We start from the raw sequence: 18,718 nt of genomic DNA on the forward strand, positions 1-18,718 counted from the left end.
GGTCACAGGTAGGGTGCTCGCCGATGACCGAAGACCACGTCGCGGCCCGCGCGCAGGCCCTGCGCACCGAGATCGCCGAGCACAACCGGCGCTACCACGCCGAGGATGCCCCCACCGTCTCCGACGCCGACTACGACGATCTGGTCCGCGAGCTGCGGGCGATCGAGGAGCAGCACCCGGAGCTGCTCGTCGACGGCTCGCCCACCTCGCTGGTGGGGGCGGCGCCATCGGCCACGTTCGCTCCGGTGGTGCACCGGGTCCCGATGATGTCGCTCGACAACGCCTTCTCGGCCGCCGAGCTGGTGGCGTGGGGCGAGCGCTTGGCCCGGCGCCTGGCTCGCACGGCCAAGGCCGCCGAGGTGGCTGCCGGCAAGGCCGAGGCCGCGTCGTTGTTCGACGATCCCGATCCGGAGCCGGTCGTGGTCGACGACGTCGATCCGGACCTGGCCGACGTCGCTCCCGAGGTGGAGGCGGCGGTCGGCTACTGCTGCGAGCTCAAGATCGACGGGGTGGCCATCTCCCTGCGCTACGAGGACGGCGCCTTGGTCCAGGCGGCCACCCGGGGCGACGGCAAGGTCGGCGAAGACGTCACCGCCAACGTCCGCACCATCGACGACATCCCCGAGCGCCTGGCCGCCACCCCGGCCGGCATCCCGCCGGTCCTCGAGGTGCGCGGCGAGGTCTACATGTCCCTCGACGCGTTCCGGGACCTGGTGGCGTTCCAGGAGGACGAGAACCGCGTCCGGGCCGAGGCCGGCCGCAAGCCCACCCCGGTCGCGTCCAACCCTCGCAACGCGGCGGCCGGATCGCTGCGCCAGAAGAACGCGCAGGTGACGAGGCGGCGCAAGCTGTCGATGTGGTCGTACCAGCTCGGCGAGGTGGTCGGCGGCCCGGCGTTCACCACCCACAAGGAGACGCTCGACCAGCTGGCGGCGTGGGGCTTCGCGGTGAACCCCGAGCACCGGGTCCTCGAGACCGCCGAGGAGGTGGCGGCGTTCTGCGACCACTGGCAGCACCACCGCCACGACCTCGCCTACGAGATCGACGGCGCCGTCGTGAAGGTCGACGACCTGGCTCGCCGAGAGGCGCTGGGCGTCACCTCGCGCGCCCCCCGCTGGGCCATCGCCTACAAGTTCCCGCCCGAGGAGCGCACCACCGTCCTCGAGCGCATCGACGTGTCGGTCGGCCGCACCGGCCGGGTCACCCCGTTCGCCGTGCTCGATCCGGTTTTCGTGGGCGGCGTCACCGTCGCCCGGGCCACGCTCCACAACCAGGACCAGGTGGCCGTCAAGGACGTGCGCGAGGGCGACACGGTGATCGTCCGCCGCGCCGGCGACGTCATCCCCGAGGTCGTCGGCCCCTACCTGCCCGACGCCAGGGCCAAGAAGGCCCACGAGGCGCGGCCGCCATGGGAGTTCCCGCGGTTCTGCCCGTCATCGCGTCCCGTCGAGCTGGTGCGCCCCGAGGGCGAGGCCGACACCCGCTGCCCCGACCCGGAGTGCCCGTTCAAGGTGGCGGGGATGATCGAGCACTTCGCGGGCCGCGGATCGATGGACATCGAGGGGTTCGGCGTCCAGCGCATCCAGCTGTTCCTCGACCTGGGCCTCATCCGCGACGTCGCCGACGTGTTCACGCTCGACTGGGACCGCCTCGCCGCCCTGCGCGCCGAGGTCACGAGCTGGTCGGGCGATGCCCTGGCCGCCGCCCGCACCCGGACCCAGCGGCCCAAGGCCACCTGGGACGAGATCGTGCTCCCCGACGACGTGGTCGCCGCCCAGCCCGCCGAGCTGTCCCACGACCTGCCCGAGGCCCTGGTGGCCGCCTGCGTCGAAGACCCGCAGCAGCTCAAGTCGGTCGCCGGCACGCTCGGGGGGCTCGGCGACGAGGGCGTGGCCAACCTCAAGGCCGCCATCGAAGCCGCGAGGGACCGCCCGCTGGCCAACCTGCTCGTCGGGCTCAACATCCGGCACCTCGGGCCCTCGGGATCGTTGGCGCTGGCCCGGGCGTTCGGCCACCTCGACAAGATCGTCGAGGCGCCGGTCGAGGCCATGGCTGCGGTGGATGGGGTCGGCACGGTCATCGCCGAATCGGTCCAGGCGTGGCTCGCCGTCGATGCCCACCGCGACCTCATCGCCCGCCTGCGCACCGAGGTCAACGTCGAGGGCCCCGAGGTCTCCACCCTGCCGCAGGTCCTGCTGGGCAAGACCGTCGTCGTGTCGGGCACCCTGCCCGGCTACACCCGCGACAGCGCCGAGGCGGCCATCACCGACCGGGGTGGCAAGTCGCCCGGGTCGGTGTCGAAGAAGACCACCGCCCTGGTGGTGGGCGAGTCGCCCGGAGCGTCCAAGGTCACCAAGGCCGAAGACCTGGGCATCCCGGTGCTCGACCTGGCCGGCTTCGAGCACCTGCTCGAGACGGGCGAGGTTCCCGCCTGAGCCCGGGAGCGGCGGAGACCGGCCGGATCAGTCGACCCGGATGGTCCAGGTGACGGTGTTCGCGGTGGTGGCCTGGCGGCCGTCCTTGAAGTACTTCATCTGGATGGTCACGGTGCCGTGCTCGAACTCCTCGATCACCTTGCCGGGACCGGGCTTGAAGTAGACGCTGTTGCGGTTGTTGGGCCGCACGCCGTTCTTGGCCAGGTCGGCGGGATCGACCGTCTTCGGGTCACGGGCGCCGACCATCTGGTCCTCGGGGATGGCGATCCCGTTCACCGTGAGCCGCCCGTCGTACCCGACGGCCAGCTCGGCACCCACCTCGGTCTGGCGCAGCGCCTGGGCTCCATCGGGAGGCGTGAGGCTGACGATCGCCCCGCTGACCTCCTGGTTGCTGGTCCCCGATCCGGCCGAGTTGGAGGCCCACACGGCGAACCCGAGGGCGCCCAGCAGCACGACGGCGATCACCGTGCGGCGCACCCAGGTGGGCCACCCGCCGATGTCGACCGGGGGTGGCGCGGGCAGCTCCTCCTGGGCCGGGGCCTCTTCGGCCGAGCCAGTTTCCGTGCCGGTGCCAGTCATCTCGTCCATCTTGCCGGGTCGTACCCCCGTGCACCCATCGCGACCACCGAGTTCCCCTGGCGTCCCCGATTCGGGTCGGGCTGGGCGGTACCCTCCATCCGTGGCCAATCCCCGCATGACGGCAGAGATCGGCCGGGTGCTGGGGGGGCGCTACCGGCTCGTTGCACCCATCGGCATGGGCGCGTCCGCGCAGGTCTACCTGGCCGACGACGTGAAGCTCCGCCGCCGCGTGGCGGTCAAGATGCTCCACGACGCCCTCGCCGGCGACGCCGAGTTCCTGCGGCGCTTCCGCGCCGAGGCCCGGGCCGCCGCTGCGCTCAGCCACCCCAACGTGATGGCCGTCTACGACTGGAGCGACGGTGCGGCCGAGGGCGAGGTGGCGTTCATCGTCACCGAGTACCTGCCCGGCGGGAGCCTGCGCGCCCTGCTCGACTCCGGAGCGCTGCTCACGCCGTCACAGGCCCTGGGGGTCGGCCTCGAGGCCGCCCGGGCGCTCGACTACGCCCACCGGCGCGGCTTCGTCCACCGGGACATCAAGCCCGCCAACCTGCTGTTCGGCGAGGACCAGCGCCTGCGGATCGCCGACTTCGGGCTGGCCCGGGCTCTGGCCGAGGCCGCCTGGACCGAGCCGCAGGGCGCGGTGCTGGGCACGGCGCGGTACGCCTCGCCCGAGCAGGCCAAGGGCGAGACCCTGTCCGGCAAGGCCGACGTGTACTCCCTGGCCCTCGCCATGATCGAGTCGGTCACCGGCGAGGTCCCGTTCGTGGCCGACACCACGCTCGGCACCCTGATGGCCCGCGTCGACCGACCGCTGATCGTGCCCGACGAGCTCGGCGCCCTCCAGCCCATCCTCGCCGACGCCGGCGCCGCCGACCCCGAGCGCCGCATCGATGCCCGCACCCTGGCCAAAGGGCTCCTGCGGGCCGCCAGCGAGCTGCCCCGCCCGGCGATGCTCCCGCTGGCCGGCGCCCTCGCCGCCGGCGTCCTGGCCGGCACCGATCTCGATCCCACGGTCCACGCCCCGAGCCCGCTCGACACCGAGGCGGCCCCCGCCAGCGACCTCACCGCCGACGACCTCGGCCTCGACCCGCCCTCGTGGGTCAACCAGGCCGACCCGGTCGTGGCGCTGGCCGGCGTCGGCGCGCTGGGCGGGGCGAGCTGGGCCTCCGGCGACGCGCCGACCACGGCGGAGCCCGAGGGCCGCGGCGGCGACCGCGAGGATCCGCACGAGGGCGACGACGCCGACGATGCCGACGATCAGATCGTCGATCTGACCGCCCACGAGGCGCAGGCCGAAGCCGACCGCGACGCCACGGTCATCACCGAGGCCCCCGTCGCCACCGACCACCCCACCGGCGAGGTGGCCCTCGTCGGTGCGCTCGTGGGGGCCGACGGCGTCGACGGGACCGACGCCGATGGGGTCGACGAGGGAGATGGCGCCCCGCGCCGCCGTCGGCGCTGGCCGTGGGTGGTGCTGGTGATCATCGCCCTGCTCGGCATCGGTGGTGCCGCCGCCGCCGTGGTCGCCAACCAGGACGACACCCCCGCGCAACCGCCCGTGGTGCTGCCGGTGCCCAACCTGGTCGGTCGCACCGAGGCCCAGGCCCAGGCGGTGGCCCGCGCTGCGGGCTGGACCACCTCATCGGTCCACATCCGCCAGGACGGCACCACCCGGGGAGAGGTGCTCAAGACCGCGCCGGTGGCCGGCACCCGGCTCCCGTCCGGCCGCACCATCGCCCTCACCGTCTCGGCCGGCCAGACCATGGTCGCCGTGCCCACCGACCTCGCCGGCCGTTCGCTCGACGACGCCACCACGGCCGTCGAAGCCGTCGGGCTCAAGGCCTCCACCGCCGACACGCCCTACAGCGAAGACGTCGCCAAGGGCGACGTGATCAAGGTCGCCGACGGGACCCCGGCGAAGCTCGAGAAGGGCAGCACGGTCCCGCTGATCGTCTCGAACGGCCCCGAGCCCCGCACGGTGCCCAGCGGGCTGGTGGGCAGCACCCAGGCCGCCGCCACCGAAGCTCTGCAGGCCCTCGAGCTCAAGGTCGGCGTGGTCAGCTCCTACAGCGACCAAGCGCCCAAGGGCCAGGTCATCTCGGTCCTGCCCAAGTCGGGCTCCACCGTCCCCCGAGACTCCACCGTCACGATCGAGGTCTCCAAGGGCCCGCAGCCGGTGGCCGTCCCGTCGATCAAGGGCGCCAGCTCGATCAAGGAGGCCAGCGCCATCCTCCGGGCCCAGGGCCTCAAGCCGGGCAACGTGAGCGGTCCCGCCGACGGCACGCCCAAGCGCACGTCGCCGAAGGCCGGGACCCTCGTCCCGCCCGGCAGCACCGTCGACATCGTCTTGGGCTGATCCTCGGGGTGACCATCGTCATGGTGGTTCGCCTGCGATCTTGACCCGCGGGTCAAGTACCGTTCGGGGTCGTGTCCGACCAGCCCGCGGCGACCCCCGACCCCTTGGCCGCGCCGCCCAACCGCTGGCGGATCCTGGTCGCGGTGCTCTTCGGCCTGTTCGCCGTCAACGTCACGGTCACCATCTTGGCGGTGTCGATCCACCGCATCGCCGGCGAGTTCGGCACGGCGGAATCCACCATGACCTGGGTGGTCACCGGCCCGATGCTGGCGTTCGGCGTGGTCGGGCCGCTCGTGGGCAAGCTGGGCGACCGCATCGGCATGCGCCGGATCTACCTGTGGGGGCTCGCCGGTGCGGCGGTCATGTCGGCGGCGTCGGCCCTGGCCTGGTCGGCGGGCGCGCTGATCGCGTTCCGCACGCTGGGGGCGATCGAGGGGGCGGCCACCGGGCCGGCCTCGTTCGCGGTGATCTCGCGGATCTTCCCCAAGGAGGAGCGCGTCCGAGCGCTCGGGTACTGGTCGATGGTGGCCGCGGGCGCCCCGGTCGTGGGCGTGGTGATCGGCGGCCCCCTGGTCGAGGCGTTCGGCTGGCGGGCCCTGTTCTGGGGCCAGGTGCCGCTCATCCTGACCGCGTTCGCCTTCGCGTTCCGCCTGTTCCCCGAGACCCCCAAGCACCTGACCGGGAAGTTCGACGTCGCCGGCGCCGCCCTGATCGCGGTCGGGGTCACGCCGCTGCTGTTCGCCCTGAACGAGGGACCCCGGATCGGGTGGACGGCGCCGATCGTGCTGGCCTCGCTCGTCCTCGGCCCCGCCGCGCTGTACGGGTTCGTGCGGGTCGAGCGCGTCGCCGAGCAGCCGCTCCTGCCCCTGCGCTACCTCCGCGTGCCGGGGTTCACCTATGCCATCGTCACCCAGGCGGTCCTGAACGGGGCCTACATGGGCTCGTTCATCCTCACCCCGCTGCTCCTCCAGAACGTCCTGGGCTACTCCGAGACCAAGACTGGGCTGGTGAGCATCGCCCGGCCCCTGGCGTTCGCCCTCGCTGGGCCGATGGCGGCCCGGGTGGTCCACCGCGTCGGCGCGCGCAAGGCGGCATCGGGTGGATCCGTGGCGGTGGTGGTGGCGCTGGTGGCGATGGCCACGCTGGGTGCCAGCTCGACGGTGCTGATGGTGATGGCGTGCCTCGCCCTGGCGGGCATCGGGATGGGCACGGCCATGCCCCCGTTGGCGGCGAGCGTCACGGTCTCGGTGGAGGAGGCCGACTACGGCATCGCCGGCGCCGCCCAGCAGATGATGATCCAGGTCGGCGTCGTGTTCGGGATCACCGTCATGCAGTCGGTGCAGCAGACGCGCCTGCCCGCCGTCGGCCTCGAGGCCAGCTACCACTGGGGCTACGCCGCGGGCGTGGTCCTGGCCGCGGCCTCCGTGCTGACGGCCACGCGCATCGCGTCGACCCACCGCTCCGAGGCGGCGCTGCACCCCGAGACCGAGCCGCTCCCCGCCCTCTGACGGCGACGGAGCCCGGCCGGAGCGACCGACCTCAGTCGGTCATGTCGCGGAGCTTGCCGCCCATCTCCAGCGCCACCGCGTCGGGTGCACCCTGGCCCAGGGCGAGCACCTTCGTCATGTCGCCCGAGATCTTCACCTTGCCGCTCATCACGGCCTGCATGACGACCTGGGGGTTGCCCTCGACGAGGAACGCCTTGGCGGTGTCGTACTCCAGGGTGATGCTGGCGTCGGGCGAGTCGAACGCGCCGAGGTCGAGGTCGGGTGCGCCGTCGGTGGTGTCGATCTTGGCGGAGATGGGGCCCTCGTGGACGTCGGCGGGCACCTCGGTGATGGTGAGGTTGATGCGCGCCTGCGCAGCGGGAGCAGCGGCGCGGTCCTTGTACTCGGCCTGGAGGGCACGGGCGCCGGCCACCCACTCTTCACTCAGGAACTTCGCCACAGGTGGTCTCCTCGAACGTTCTGCATTGGGGGTGCGAAATGCGCAGCGGACCCTACCGGGTGGTCACCTCGGGCGTGGGCCAGAGGGGGTTGCGCCGTGCTGATGCTCGCAGCGGCCTGACCGGCGGCGGTCAGACGTGGGCAGGCGCGAGCACGCGGCGAGCGATCGTCTCGTCCGATGCGAGCGCGCACACGACGAACCGGCCGACGAAGGCCGCCAGCTCGTCGACCGGGAGCGGGAGCCGGCCGGTGCGGTGGAAGTGCCCGTAGTAGCCGACCGTCCCGACCACGCCGTAGGCGGCCACCTCGGGGTCTTCGTCGCGGATGCTCCCGTCGGCCACGCCCCGGCGGATGATCGACGCCACGTCGGCGGTGTGGATCTCGGTGCCCTTGCGGAGCTCGTCGGCGAACTGCTTCTCCAGGTTCTCCACCTCGAGCAGCGAGAAGAAGTGGGCGTACTGGGCCATGTACCGCACCGACGCCTCGGCGCCCTGGCGGATCTGGAGCAGGGGCTCGGCCTCGGGATCGATGGCTTCGGCCTGGGCGCGGCGCAGGTTGAGGCGGTTGAGCTCGACCAGCTCGCGGAAGAGCGCCTCCTTGTTCTCGAAGTACCAGTAGAAGAGGCCCTTGGCCACGCCGGCCGCCTGGACGATGTCGAGCACCCTGGTCTCGGCGTAGCCCCGCTCGGCGAACAGGATGGCGGCTTGGTCGAGGAGCTGCTGCTTGCGCTCCTGGCCCTGGGTGGTGAGCCGGCGGTCTTCGGTCATGGTGGCGGCAAGTGGAGCACTGCATTGACCGCCGGGTCAAGGAGGGGCGGACGCCGGCACGCGACGCGGGGACCGTAGGGTTGGCCGTCGGGGACCGAACGCGCACACCAGCGCTGCCCCGCGCCTCGGAGGAGCTCGCATGACCGCAGACCAGAACGCCCCGATCATCCCCGGAGCCGAACCCACCTTCTACGAGGGCGGCCCCGTCGGCGTGCTCGTGCTGCACGGGTTCACCGGGAACCCCGGATCGATGCGGGCCCTGTCGGAGCGGCTGGCGGCCGCCGGCTTCACGGTCGACATGCCGCTGCTCCCCGGTCACGGCACCACGCTCGAGGCCATGATCCCCACGGGCTGGACCGATTGGCTGGCCCACGCCGAGGAGCGCTACGCCGCCCTCGCCGAGCGCTGCGAGCAGGTCGTGGTGGTCGGCCTGTCGATGGGTGGCGCCCTCACGGCGTGGCTCGGGTCCGAGCATCCGGAGATCGCCGGCCTCGTGTGCATCAACGCCGTCGTCTCGGTGCCGCCGGGCATGCGGGAGGCCGTGCAGGAGGTGCTCGCCACGGGCGCCGACCGCTTCGCCGGGATCGCCTCCGACATCGCCGAGCCTGGTGTCGAGGAGAGCGCCTACGCCGAGACGCCGCTCGCGCCGCTGCTCACCCTGTTCGACGCGGCCGACAACCTCGGCGATCGCATGACCCGCATCACCTCGCCGCTGCTCGTCATCACCAGCCGCCAGGACCACGTGGTCCCACCCGAGAACTCCGACCTGCTGGCCGCGTCGGTGTCGGGGCCGGTGGAGCGGATCTGGTGCGAGCGCAGCTACCACGTCGTCACCCAGGACTTCGATCGCGAGATCGTCTTCGACGCCACCGTGTCCTTCGCCCAGAAGGTCACCGCCGGCGCCTGATCGCCTGATGCAGACCGTCCCCACGCGTCGGCCGAGCCCACGGCCCGGCGGGATCGCAGGGGTTTCGATCGAGTACGCAGCGTCACCGTGCGCGCCCACCGTGACCTGCGCCGATGCGTGATCCCCGGATCCTTGACAGCCGGGAGGGCACCTGTCATCGTCGGACCTCGCAGCGCAATCCGGCGTTGCTGGTCGCACAGGCGGTTCCCCATGGCTGGTCCTTCTTCGTCGCGCTCGTCGGGTCGCACCGGAGCCTCCCGGCGCACGAGATCTGCGCTCCTGGCGGCGTTCATCACCGTCGCCCTCCTGTCGATGCTGCCCACAGGGCGGGCGGAGGCGTTCACCGGTCCGCCGGTGGCAGGAGACCTCCACGATCCGATGACCTTGGCGGCCCAGGACGGCGTCACCTACGTCACCTATGCCTCGACGCCTGCGCAGCCGATCGCCAGGTGCTCCGCCTCCGCGGCCACGCTGTGGGTGCCGTACATCTGGCACGGAAACGGTGAGACGCTGGCGCTCGACGGTCAGTGCGTCGACGGCGATGCGATGCCGAACGGCCCGGGCGACTGGGCGAACCCCAGCAAGATCGCTGGACAGGTGTGGGCGCCGTCGGTGGTGTTCTGGAACAACCACTACATCATGTACTACACGGCACGAGTCGCCGGTTCGTCCAACGAGCGCTGCCTCGGCATCGCGTTCAGCCCCAACGCCCGCGGCCCGTTCACGGCCAGCGACACGTCGATCAACTGCTCGTCGAACGGTCGGTGGAGCATCGATCCGGAAGCGTTCGTCGACAACGGCCACCTGTACCTGACGTGGCGCGACGACAACCCAGGCGAAGACAACGACCATGCCGCCATCTCGGCCATGGAGATGTCGTCGACCGGCTACCCGATGCTGTCCACCCGCCAGACGCTCCTGAAGGCGTCGTCGGTCTCGTACAGCGGACCGACGCCCGGCGAGAACAAGTACATCATCGAGAACCCCACCCTGATCCGGGTGACGACGAACAACACGATCTACCTGTTCTTCTCGGCGTATGCCTGGACGAGCGGGAACTACGTCACGGGCATCGCCAACTGCGGGACGTCCCTGTTGTCCGGATCCTGCGCGCTCACCAACTCCACGGCGTACTTCGCCTCCGGCCCGGCCAGCGTGCCCAGCGTGAAGTCGTTCCCTGCGGGCGCGAACGACGATCCAGGTGCGGCGGCCATGTCGATCTTCCGGACGCACGCCGGGGCAGCGCGGGTGGTCTGGGCCTATCAGACCAACTACCCGTTCGGTGACCCCCGCACGAGGTCGATCAAGGCCGGTGTCCTCTCGTACAGCACCGGCGGTGTCGGTTTCGACATCTCGTAGCAGTCGCTGAGGTAGGCGCGACCGGCGCAGCCCGCTGACATCAGCGGGCTGCGCCCGCGCTCGACCCGGGACCGGCCGGGAACGGGCGACGGGCCGATCGGGCGCATCCCGTACGATCGACCTCCATGTCTTCGCAGATCTCTCGGGACGACGTCGCTCACGTCGCCAAGCTGGCCCGGCTCTCGCTTGGCGATGACGAGCTCGACACGTTCACGGCCCAGCTGGGCGCCATCCTCGAGCACGCCTCCGACGTGGAGGCGCTCGACCTGGCCGAGGTGCCTCCCACGTCGCACCCCTACCCCCTGGTCAACGTGCTCCGGCCCGACCAGCCGGGTGCCACCCTCACCCCAGAGGCGGCGCTGGCGGGAGCCCCGCAGGCCGAGGACGGCCGGTTCCGCGTGCCCACGATCCTGGGTGAGGCACCGTGACCGGCGAGACCACTGCGCTCGGCATCGCCGCCGCCATCCGCTCGGGTGAGCGGAGCGCCGTCGACGTGATCGACGCCCACCTGGCCGCCATCGAGGCAGCCGAGCCCACCATCCACGCCTTCAACACGGTGACGGCCGACGAAGCCCGTGCCGCGGCGGCGGCCGTCGACCGGGCCCTCGCTTCGGGTCAGCCGGTCGGACCCCTCGCCGGTGTCCCCGTGGCGGTCAAGGACAACCTCTGCACCGACGGCGTGGCCACCACCTGCTCGTCGAAGATCCTCGAGGGCTGGGTCCCGCCCTACGACGCCACCGTCGTCACGCGCCTCGCCGCGGCCGGAGCCATCACCGTCGGCAAGACCAACCTCGACGAGTTCGCCATGGGCTCGAGCACCGAGAACTCGGCGTTCGGTCCCACCCGCAACCCGGTCGACACCGACCGCGTTCCGGGCGGTTCGTCCGGTGGTTCCGCGGCGGCGGTGGCCGCCGGGTTCGCGCCGATCTCGCTCGGCTCCGACACCGGCGGGTCCATCCGCCAGCCCGCCGCCTTCTGCGGCGTGGTCGGCGTCAAGCCCACGTACGGCACGGTGTCGCGCTACGGGCTCATCGCCTTCGCCTCGTCGCTCGACCAGGTGGGCCCGTTCGCCAACACGGTCGCCGACGCGGCCGCGCTGCTCGAGGTCATCGCCGGCCACGACCCGGCCGATGCCACCTCGATCCCGCAACCGGCCCCGTCCATCGTCGAGCACCTCGACGACGGCGTGCAGGGCCTGCGCGTCGGGCTGATCACCGAGCTCATGGGCGAAGGGATCCACCCCGAGGTCGCCGCCCGCGTGCGCGAGTCGGCCGAGGCCCTGGCTGCGGCCGGCGCCATCGTGGAGGAGGTGTCGGTCCCGGCGGTCACGTTCGGGCTGTCCGCCTACTACCTCATCGCCCCCGCCGAGGCGTCGAGCAACCTGGCCCGCTTCGACGGGGTCCGCTACGGCCTGCGGGTCGAGGCCGCCACCACCAACGAGATGATGGTGGCCACCCGCACCGCAGGGTTCGGGCCCGAGGTCAAGCGGCGGATCATGCTCGGCACCTACGCCCTGTCCGCCGGCTACTACGACGCCTTCTACGGCAAGGCCCAGAAGGTCCGCACCCTGATCTGCCGAGACTTCGCCGCCGCCTACGAGCGCTTCGACGTGCTGCTGTCGCCGGCCACGCCCACCACCGCCTTCGAGCTCGGCGCCATCGCCGACCCGCTCACCATGTACCTCAACGACATCTGCACCATCCCCAGCAACCTGGCGGGCGACGCGGCCATGTCGATCCCGTTCGGGACCGATGCCGGCGGCCTGCCCGTGGGCGTGCAGGTGCTGGCGCCGTCGCTCGGCGAGGTGCCCATGTTCCGGGCCGCGGCCGCCATCGAAGCCGCCGCCCCCACCACCGGGAAGGACGCCTGATGACCGACGCCCCCGCCATGCCCACCGATTCGCTCGGCAACACCATCACGGTGGCCGAGTCCGACGACATCCTCGTGGTCGAGGCCTCCGACGGCTCCCGCTGGGAGCTGGTGTGCGGCCTCGAGGTCCATGCGGAGCTGGCCACCGCCACCAAGATGTTCTCGGGCGCGCCCAACCACTTCGGCGACGAGCCCAACACCAACATCGACCCGGTCACGCTCGGTCTGCCGGGCACGCTGCCGGTGGTGAACCAGCAGGCCGTCGAGCTGGCCGCCCGCTTCGGGTGCGCCGTCGGCGCCACGGTCCAGCGCTCGATCTTCAGCCGGAAGAACTACTTCTACCCGGACATGCCGAAGAACTTCCAGATCTCGCAGTACGACCAGCCCATCGTGGTCGATGGCACGCTCGAGCTGCCCTCGGGCCACGTCGTCGGCATCGAGCGGGCCCACCTCGAAGAGGACACCGGCAAGTCCACGCACGTCGGGGGCGCAGGGCGCATCAAGGGCGCCGACCACTCGCTCGTCGACTACAACCGCGCCGGCGTCCCGCTCCTCGAGATCGTGTCGCGCCCGCACGTGCGCTCCGCCGACCAGGCCCGGCAGTACGTGGCCGAGCTCCGGTCCATCCTCGTCGCCTGCGGCATCTCCGACGGGAAGATGGAGGAGGGGTCGATGCGCGTCGACGCCAACATCTCCGTCCGCCGCGAGGGCTCCGCCGAGCTGCGCACCCGGTGCGAGATCAAGAACGTCAACTCGCTGCGCTCGCTCGTGCGGGCCATCGAGTACGAGGCGCGCCGCCAGGCCGACCTCCACGCCTCCGGCGAGAAGGTCACCCAGGAGACGCGCCACTGGGACGAGACCGACGGCCGCACGCACACGATGCGCTCCAAGGAGGAGGCCGACGACTACCGGTACTTCCCCGAGCCCGACCTCGTCCCCGTCGACCTCGGCGCCGAGCGCGTGGCCGAGATCGCTGCGGGCCTGCCCCTGCTGCCCGCGGCCCGACGGCACCGCCTGGCGGCGGTCACCGGGGAGCCGGTCACGGCCGAAGCCGTGGTCGTCACCGTCGAACGGGGCCAGGACGACCAGGCCCTGGCCGCGCTGGCGTGGACCTCGCAGCTGTCGCCCGATGCCGACGGCGACCGGTCCGGTGCCACCGAGTCCGGCGCCGACATCGCCGGGCGCTTCATGACCGAGATCGACACCCCGGTCACCGGGGCCGGCAGCCTCGATGGCCACCAGCCCGACGCTCCCGGCCGCCCGTCCCCGTGGCAGCTGACCGACGCGGGGGTCGACGCCGCGCTGGCGGCATCCGACGCGGCCAAGGCGCGCGTCCTGGTCCACGTGGTCCAGAACCTCGCCGTCGAAGGCGGTCCGGCCGTCGCCCCCGTGCGCCTGGCCGAGCTGGTGGCCCTGGAGGTCGCCGGCGACCTCACCGCCACCCAGGCCAAGCAGGTCCTCGCCGAGCTGGTGGCCGACCCGTCGGCCTCGGCCGCCGACGTGGCCAAGGCCAAGGGCTTCGAGGCCATGGACACCGGTGCGCTCGAGGCCATCGTCGACGGCGTCATCGACGCCAACCCCACGGAGTGGGCCCAGTTCCGCGAGGGCGACGACAAGGCGCGCAAGAAGCTGGCCGGGTTCTTCACCGGCCAGATCATGAAGGCCTCGAAGGGCCAGGCCGACGGCAAGCTCGTCGCCCAGCTCCTCGCCCAGAAGTCCCAGTAGCGCCTCCTTCCCGGAGTCACCGGCGCCGTCGCCGGAGCCGACGACCCACCGAGCTCGCTTCGCCGCGCCTGGTCCCAGGGGATGGGTCGCGCTCGGGTGCTGGTGGGGCCCAGGGCGGGACGTGACGGATATCACTTCCGAGAATGGATGGTTTCGGAACTGATCGGTGCTGTAATAGCCACAATCGCACGGTGCCGACCGGCAGCGGCCGCTGGTCCTCCCACACCCCCAGCGGCCGACCGGTCGGCGCCGTGCAACCGAGCAGAAGGCAAGGCCGATGGATACGAAGACCGCATACGACCGGCGCTGGATCGCCCTGGGGGTGCTCTGCATGAGCCTCCTGGTGGTCAGCCTCGACAACACGATCCTGAACGTGGCCCTGCCTCGGCTGTCCGCCGACCTGCACGCCACCACCAGCCAGCTGCAGTGGATCATCGACGGCTACACCCTGGTGTTCGCCGGCCTCCTGCTCACCACCGGCAGCCTCGGCGACAAGTTCGGCCGGCGCTCCGCCCTGTCGCTCGGCCTGCTCATCTTCGTGATCGGCTCGATCGCCTCGGCCTTCGCCCCGTCAGCGGAGTTCCTGATCCTGACCCGCTCGTTCATGGGTGTGGGCGGCGCGCTGATCATGCCCGCCACCTTGTCGCTGCTCACCAACATCTTCACCGACCCGACCGAACGGGCGAAGGCCATCGGCATCTGGGCCGGGCTCTCGGGCGTCGGCGTCGCCATCGGCCCGATGCTGGGCGGCTGGCTGCTCGAGCACTTCTCGTGGGGCTCGGTGTTCCTGGTCAACGTGCCCGTCGTGGCCATCGCCCTCCCCGCCGGCTACTTCCTCCTGCCCAACTCCAAGGCCGAGAACAGCCCCAAGCTCGACCCGTTCGGCGCGGTCTTGTCGATCGTCGCCCTCGTGTCGCTCGTCTGGGCCATCATCGAAGCGCCGGCCAAGGGCTGGACCTCACCTGGGGTGCTCGCCGCTCTCGGCGTGGGCGCGGCCACCATGGCCGTGTTCATCTGGTGGCAGAACACCACCGACCACCCGATGCTCGACATCAAGTTCTTCAAGAACCCACGGTTCAGCGCCGCCAACGTGGCCGTGACCCTCACGTTCTTCGCCATGTTCGGTTCCATGTTCATGCTCACGCAGTTCATGCAGTACGTGCTGGGCTTCACGCCGCTCGAGGCCGGCGTCCGCTCGGTGCCGCTGGCCCTGGTGATGCTGGTCGTGGCGCCGCAGTCCACACGGCTGGTCCGCCGGGTCGGCACCAAGCTGGTCGTCGCCGGCGGCCTCGGCACGGTCGCCATCGGCCTGGCCGTCGCCGCCACCGCCACCCCGGAGCTCGGGTACGCCCGGGTCCTGCCGGCCCAGCTGCTCCTCGGCCTCGGCATCGCCCTGGCGATGGCCCCGGCCACCGAATCGATCATGGGCTCCCTGCCCCGGGAGAAGGCCGGCGTCGGCTCAGCCATGAACGACACCACCCGCCAGGTTGGTGGCGCCCTCGGCGTGGCCATCATCGGCAGCGTCTTCTCGTCGCAGTACGCCCCTGCCATGGCCTCGAGCCTCGGTGGCCTCGGCCTGCCGGCCGCGGGGCTCGGCGCCGCCAAGGACTCCATCGGCGGAGCGTTCTCCGTCGCCGCCCAGGCCGGTGGCAACCCCAACACGATCGACACGCCGATCGGCCACCAGATCGCCGACGCCGCCCGTGAGGCCTTCTCGCACTCGATGGGTCGAGGCCTGCTGGTCTCCGCCGCCATCGCCCTGGTGGGCGCGCTGGTCGCCCTGGTCTTCCTGCCGGCGCACGCCGCGCCGGTCGCCGGCGCGGTCGACATGGATGAGGACGACGCCGTCGAGGTGCGCTCCACGCTCGGCATCGGCGGCACCGAGGCGGCCCTCGCCCGCCAGGAGGCCATCGACGAGTCGCACCTCGAGGAGCACGAGCACGAGCTCGCCTCGGCGACCGCCGGGGACCGTCCCCCAGAGGACTGAGCGATGAGCCGGACCTCCTCCTCCACCGCAGTGCGCTCCCGTGGCGCCTCGGTGGGGGAGACTGGCCACGTGACGGAGGAGACCGAACGTCGGCGGCCCGGTCGTCCTCGCGATGCCCGGGCCGACGAAGCGATCCTCGCCGCGGTGATCGAGCAGCTCGCCGAGTCGGGGTTCGGCGGTCTCACGATCGACGCCGTCGCCCATCGGGCCGGCGTGGGCAAGGCCACCATCTACCGCCGGTGGTCGGGCAAGGAGCAGCTCGTCCTCGACGCGCTCGCCGCCGGCCACCTGCCGGTCTTCGAGCCCGACACGGGCACCCTGCGCGACGACCTGATCGCCTACTACGAGCCGCTCGCCGAGGCCGAAGCCCAGCAGGCTGCGGTGCGCCTCATGCCGGCGCTGGCCGCCGAGGCCGCGCTCAACGAGGAGCTGGCCGGGCAGCTGCGCTCGTTCGTGGCCGACCGGCGTGGTCCGGTGGCGGCGATCCTCGCCCGCGGCCGCGACCGCGGTGAGATCGCCGAGGGGATCGACATCGACCTCACCGTCGACCAGCTCACCGGCCCGATCATGTACCGCCTCTACTTCAGCGGGGCCCCCGTCAACCCCAAGGTGATCGCCGCCCTGGTCGACCGGGTGCTGCGGGGCATCAGCCCCGATGCCGTCGGCTCCTAGGCCAGGAACCGCACCGCGGCGACGGCCACCACGAACGCGGCCTCCACCGGGATCGCCATCCGCGTGTACGGGTGGGTCCGTCCGCCATCGACGATCGTGCCGATCACCCGCACCGCGAACACCGCGGTGGCGAGGAACAGCACTCCGGTCAGCGCCTCGACGGCAAGGTCCTGGGTGAGCAGGTACACCAGGAACCCGGCCAGGGCCCACGACACCGCCCCGTAGTAGCAGCGGACCTCGGTCTTGCCGGCCGGGTCGGTCCACCGGAGCGCGAACCGCTCCACCAGCTCCGGCTTGAACACGAAGCCCGTCCCGAAGACGGCGAAGTAGGTGGCCGCAGCAGCTACGGCGAGGTCGGTGACGGTCACGCGAGGACCCTACGCGGGCCGGGGGGAAGGCCCGATCAGGCGACGTCGGTCTTGGCGAGGCGCCGGCTGGCGTACAGCAGGGCCACGGCGCCGGCGAGCAGCGGCACGGTGATGCCGACCCAGAGCGCGTAGTTGCCGAGCTTGAGCTCGACGCCGGTCATCGACGTGAGGATGGACCGGACGTAGGAGCGCACGGCCAGCTTCGTGGCCGTCTTGCCGGCCGAGGCGATGAAGCCCTCCCAGATCAAGATGTAGACGAGCCCCCACGGCAGCGCTCGTCGGAAGCGCACGCCGAGCATCACGAAGATGCCCGAGTACGCGGCGGTGGCGACGAGGCCCCCGAGCACGGCAGCGCCGAGCAGCGACGCCGAGGTGTCGATCATGGCGGTGGACGCCACCACGGGCACCAGCACCAAGGGCACCACGACGGTGACCGTGGCGGCCCAGGCTGCGACCACGTGGACCCAGGTCGGGATCGGGCGGAGCCACAGGTAGACGAGCGACCCGTCGTCGATGAGGTCGCCGATGGTGGCGGCGCCGAACACCAAGACGGCGACCGGGATGAGCGTGGCCACGTTGGTGTTGACGTAATCGACCCCGGCGCGCACGCCGTCGTGCTCGTTGCCGAGCCGCACGATCAGCGCCGTCAACACGCTCAACATCGCGAGCGCGCCGATGGCGATGAGGCGGCCCCGGGTGCAGACGCTGCGCAGCAGCAGCCAGTACTCGGCGCGGAGGACCCGTCCGAGCTGCGGGGCCTGCGGAGCGGTGGCTCCGGGCACGTGGGTCTGCGGCGTGGCCATCAGCGCTGCACCAGGTAGCGGAAGACGCTGTCGAGGTCGTCGTCGAGCGGGGCCACCTCGAGCATGGCGCCATCGACGGCTTGGGCAGCGAGGGCGACGGAGCGCCGGAACAGGGGAGCGTCGGTGGTCTCGACGATCACCGCGCCCGGCCGTCCGGCTGACGGCGGCTCGAGCCGCACCGCCAGCACGCCCGCGCGGGCGATCAGCTCGGTGGCCAGCTCCCGGGGCTTGTCGGTGCGGACGCGGATGCGGTGCGGCCGGTCGTCCATCAGGTCCCGGATGGCGCGGAAGTCTCCGGTGGCCGCCAGCCGTCCCTGCGCCACGACGAGCACCCGAGATCCGAACCGCTCGACCTCGTCGAGCACGTGGCTGGACACGATCACGCACCGGCCCTGCTCGCCCAGACGGCCGAAGAGCTCGATCAGGTGGGCTCGCTGGCGCGGGTCGAGCCCGGTGAGCGGTTCGTCGAGCACCATGACCGAGGGATCGTTGACCAGGCCCTGGGCCACCTTCACCCGCTGCTTCATGCCCTTCGAGTAGGTGGTGGTGCTCCGGTGGTCGTCGGGGTCGAGCTCCACGAGGCCGAGGGCCCAGCGGGCTGCCGCGTCGGGGTCGGGGACGCCGTGGAGCAGCCCGGCGAGGCGGACGAACTGGAAGGCGGTGAAGGCCTCGAACATCGCCTCCTGCTGGGGGACGATGCCGATCCGGCCTCGTACGGCGAGGTCGGTGCGAGGGTCCTGGCCCAAGATGCGCACCGAACCGCGGTCGGGTGGCGTGAGGCCGCAGAGCATCCGCAGGAGCGTCGACTTGCCGGCGCCGTTGGGCCCGAGCAGGGCCGTGACACCAGGCCCGATGCTGAACGAGACGTCGGACACCGCGACGACGTCGCCGAACCACTTGGACGCGTTGTCGACCTGGATCATGGGCCCGTCGCCGACAGGCGGG

The 18,718-nt window shown here is 71.9% G+C and carries 15 protein-coding genes and 1 pseudogene; 10 read left to right on the forward strand and 6 right to left on the reverse strand.

The annotated features are described in order from the left end of the window. The first annotated feature begins 23 nt into the window (after positions 1 to 23). Entirely contained in the window at positions 24 to 2,435 is a 2,412-nt protein-coding gene (gene ligA, locus ACPPVX_RS17050; RefSeq protein ID WP_426571773.1) for an NAD-dependent DNA ligase LigA, read from the forward strand. 27 nt (positions 2,436 to 2,462) lie between these two features. Here the strand turns inward: ligA and ACPPVX_RS17055 are convergent, their stop codons facing one another. After that, complete coding sequence (locus ACPPVX_RS17055; RefSeq protein WP_426571774.1) at positions 2,463 to 3,023, reverse strand: hypothetical protein; 561 nt, start codon at positions 3,021 to 3,023, stop codon at positions 2,463 to 2,465. 91 nt (positions 3,024 to 3,114) lie between these two features. On the opposite strand from ACPPVX_RS17055, the gene ACPPVX_RS17060 reads away from it, so the two are divergent. Both ACPPVX_RS17060 and ACPPVX_RS17065 read left to right on the forward strand, forming a co-directional pair. Next, positions 3,115 to 5,370 carry a PASTA domain-containing protein gene (locus ACPPVX_RS17060; protein WP_426571775.1) on the forward strand — a complete coding sequence of 752 codons (2,256 nt, stop codon included), beginning with the start codon at positions 3,115 to 3,117 and terminating at the stop codon, positions 5,368 to 5,370. Positions 5,371 to 5,441: 71 nt separating this feature from the next. After that, complete coding sequence (locus tag ACPPVX_RS17065; protein WP_426571776.1) at positions 5,442 to 6,878, forward strand: MFS transporter; 1,437 nt, start codon at positions 5,442 to 5,444, stop codon at positions 6,876 to 6,878. Positions 6,879 to 6,909: 31 nt separating this feature from the next. Here the strand turns inward: ACPPVX_RS17065 and ACPPVX_RS17070 are convergent, their stop codons facing one another. Both ACPPVX_RS17070 and ACPPVX_RS17075 read right to left on the reverse strand, forming a co-directional pair. Then, positions 6,910 to 7,317, reverse strand: a complete 408-nt coding sequence (locus ACPPVX_RS17070; RefSeq protein ID WP_426571777.1) for an SCP2 sterol-binding domain-containing protein — start codon at positions 7,315 to 7,317, stop codon at positions 6,910 to 6,912. A 130-nt stretch (positions 7,318 to 7,447) separates the two neighbouring features. Then, positions 7,448 to 8,083, reverse strand: coding sequence for a TetR family transcriptional regulator (locus ACPPVX_RS17075; RefSeq protein ID WP_426571778.1), 636 nt, complete (start codon positions 8,081 to 8,083; stop codon positions 7,448 to 7,450). A gap of 139 nt (positions 8,084 to 8,222) precedes the next feature. On the opposite strand from ACPPVX_RS17075, the gene ACPPVX_RS17080 reads away from it, so the two are divergent. From ACPPVX_RS17080 to ACPPVX_RS17110, 7 genes are all read left to right on the forward strand, one after another. Continuing rightward, positions 8,223 to 8,990 (forward strand): alpha/beta hydrolase, encoded by a 768-nt coding sequence (locus ACPPVX_RS17080; protein WP_426571779.1) that lies wholly within the window; start codon positions 8,223 to 8,225, stop codon positions 8,988 to 8,990. A 210-nt stretch (positions 8,991 to 9,200) separates the two neighbouring features. Continuing rightward, entirely contained in the window at positions 9,201 to 10,349 is a 1,149-nt protein-coding gene (locus tag ACPPVX_RS17085; protein WP_426571780.1) for a family 43 glycosylhydrolase, read from the forward strand. Positions 10,350 to 10,474: 125 nt separating this feature from the next. Continuing rightward, positions 10,475 to 10,777 (forward strand): Asp-tRNA(Asn)/Glu-tRNA(Gln) amidotransferase subunit GatC, encoded by a 303-nt coding sequence (gene gatC / locus ACPPVX_RS17090; RefSeq protein WP_426571781.1) that lies wholly within the window; start codon positions 10,475 to 10,477, stop codon positions 10,775 to 10,777. Beyond that, complete coding sequence (gatA, locus tag ACPPVX_RS17095; RefSeq protein ID WP_426571782.1) at positions 10,774 to 12,219, forward strand: Asp-tRNA(Asn)/Glu-tRNA(Gln) amidotransferase subunit GatA; 1,446 nt, start codon at positions 10,774 to 10,776, stop codon at positions 12,217 to 12,219. The genes gatC and gatA overlap by 4 nt, the downstream gene beginning before the upstream one ends. Beyond that, positions 12,219 to 13,943, forward strand: a complete 1,725-nt coding sequence (gatB, locus tag ACPPVX_RS17100; RefSeq protein ID WP_426571783.1) for an Asp-tRNA(Asn)/Glu-tRNA(Gln) amidotransferase subunit GatB — start codon at positions 12,219 to 12,221, stop codon at positions 13,941 to 13,943. Before gatA ends, gatB begins: the two co-directional genes overlap by 1 nt. Positions 13,944 to 14,220: 277 nt before the next feature. Further along, positions 14,221 to 15,930: a DHA2 family efflux MFS transporter permease subunit gene (locus ACPPVX_RS17105; RefSeq protein WP_426571784.1), complete on the forward strand. Its 1,710-nt coding sequence runs from the start codon at positions 14,221 to 14,223 to the stop codon at positions 15,928 to 15,930. Between the two features lie 69 nt (positions 15,931 to 15,999). Further along, positions 16,000 to 16,602, forward strand: coding sequence for a TetR/AcrR family transcriptional regulator (locus ACPPVX_RS17110; protein WP_426571785.1), 603 nt, complete (start codon positions 16,000 to 16,002; stop codon positions 16,600 to 16,602). Here ACPPVX_RS17110 and ACPPVX_RS17115 read toward each other — a convergent pair. From ACPPVX_RS17115 to ACPPVX_RS17125, 3 genes and pseudogenes are all read right to left on the reverse strand, one after another. After that, positions 16,599 to 16,970, reverse strand: a complete 372-nt coding sequence (locus ACPPVX_RS17115) for a hypothetical protein (protein ID WP_426571786.1) — start codon at positions 16,968 to 16,970, stop codon at positions 16,599 to 16,601. The two genes, ACPPVX_RS17110 and ACPPVX_RS17115, sit on opposite strands and share 4 nt — an antisense overlap. A gap of 35 nt (positions 16,971 to 17,005) precedes the next feature. Next, positions 17,006 to 17,773, reverse strand: coding sequence for a hypothetical protein (locus tag ACPPVX_RS17120; protein ID WP_426571787.1), 768 nt, complete (start codon positions 17,771 to 17,773; stop codon positions 17,006 to 17,008). Beyond that, positions 17,773 to 18,636: pseudogene (locus tag ACPPVX_RS17125) on the reverse strand (ABC transporter ATP-binding protein); the annotation flags it as partial. The pseudogene ACPPVX_RS17125 and the gene ACPPVX_RS17120, both read right to left, overlap by 1 nt. Between the last annotated feature and the right edge of the window lie 82 nt (positions 18,637 to 18,718).

The sequence above is a fragment of the Aquihabitans sp. McL0605 genome, assembly GCF_049993875.1.
Classification (GTDB): Bacteria; Actinomycetota; Acidimicrobiia; order Acidimicrobiales; family Iamiaceae; genus Aquihabitans.

Excerpts from the sequence above, each read along its gene's own strand:
- ligA (WP_426571773.1), top strand. The coding sequence starts at position 24 with ATGACCGAAGACCACGTCGCGGCCCGCGCGCAGGCCCTGCGCACCGAG.
- ACPPVX_RS17055 (WP_426571774.1), bottom strand. The coding sequence starts at position 3,023 with ATGGACGAGATGACTGGCACCGGCACGGAAACTGGCTCGGCCGAAGAG.
- ACPPVX_RS17075 (WP_426571778.1), bottom strand. The coding sequence starts at position 8,083 with ATGACCGAAGACCGCCGGCTCACCACCCAGGGCCAGGAGCGCAAGCAG.
- ACPPVX_RS17080 (WP_426571779.1), top strand. The coding sequence starts at position 8,223 with ATGACCGCAGACCAGAACGCCCCGATCATCCCCGGAGCCGAACCCACC.
- ACPPVX_RS17085 (WP_426571780.1), top strand. The coding sequence starts at position 9,201 with ATGGCTGGTCCTTCTTCGTCGCGCTCGTCGGGTCGCACCGGAGCCTCC.
- gatC (WP_426571781.1), top strand. The coding sequence starts at position 10,475 with ATGTCTTCGCAGATCTCTCGGGACGACGTCGCTCACGTCGCCAAGCTG.
- gatB (WP_426571783.1), top strand. The coding sequence starts at position 12,219 with ATGACCGACGCCCCCGCCATGCCCACCGATTCGCTCGGCAACACCATC.
- ACPPVX_RS17105 (WP_426571784.1), top strand. The coding sequence starts at position 14,221 with ATGGATACGAAGACCGCATACGACCGGCGCTGGATCGCCCTGGGGGTG.
- ACPPVX_RS17120 (WP_426571787.1), bottom strand. The coding sequence starts at position 17,773 with ATGGCCACGCCGCAGACCCACGTGCCCGGAGCCACCGCTCCGCAGGCC.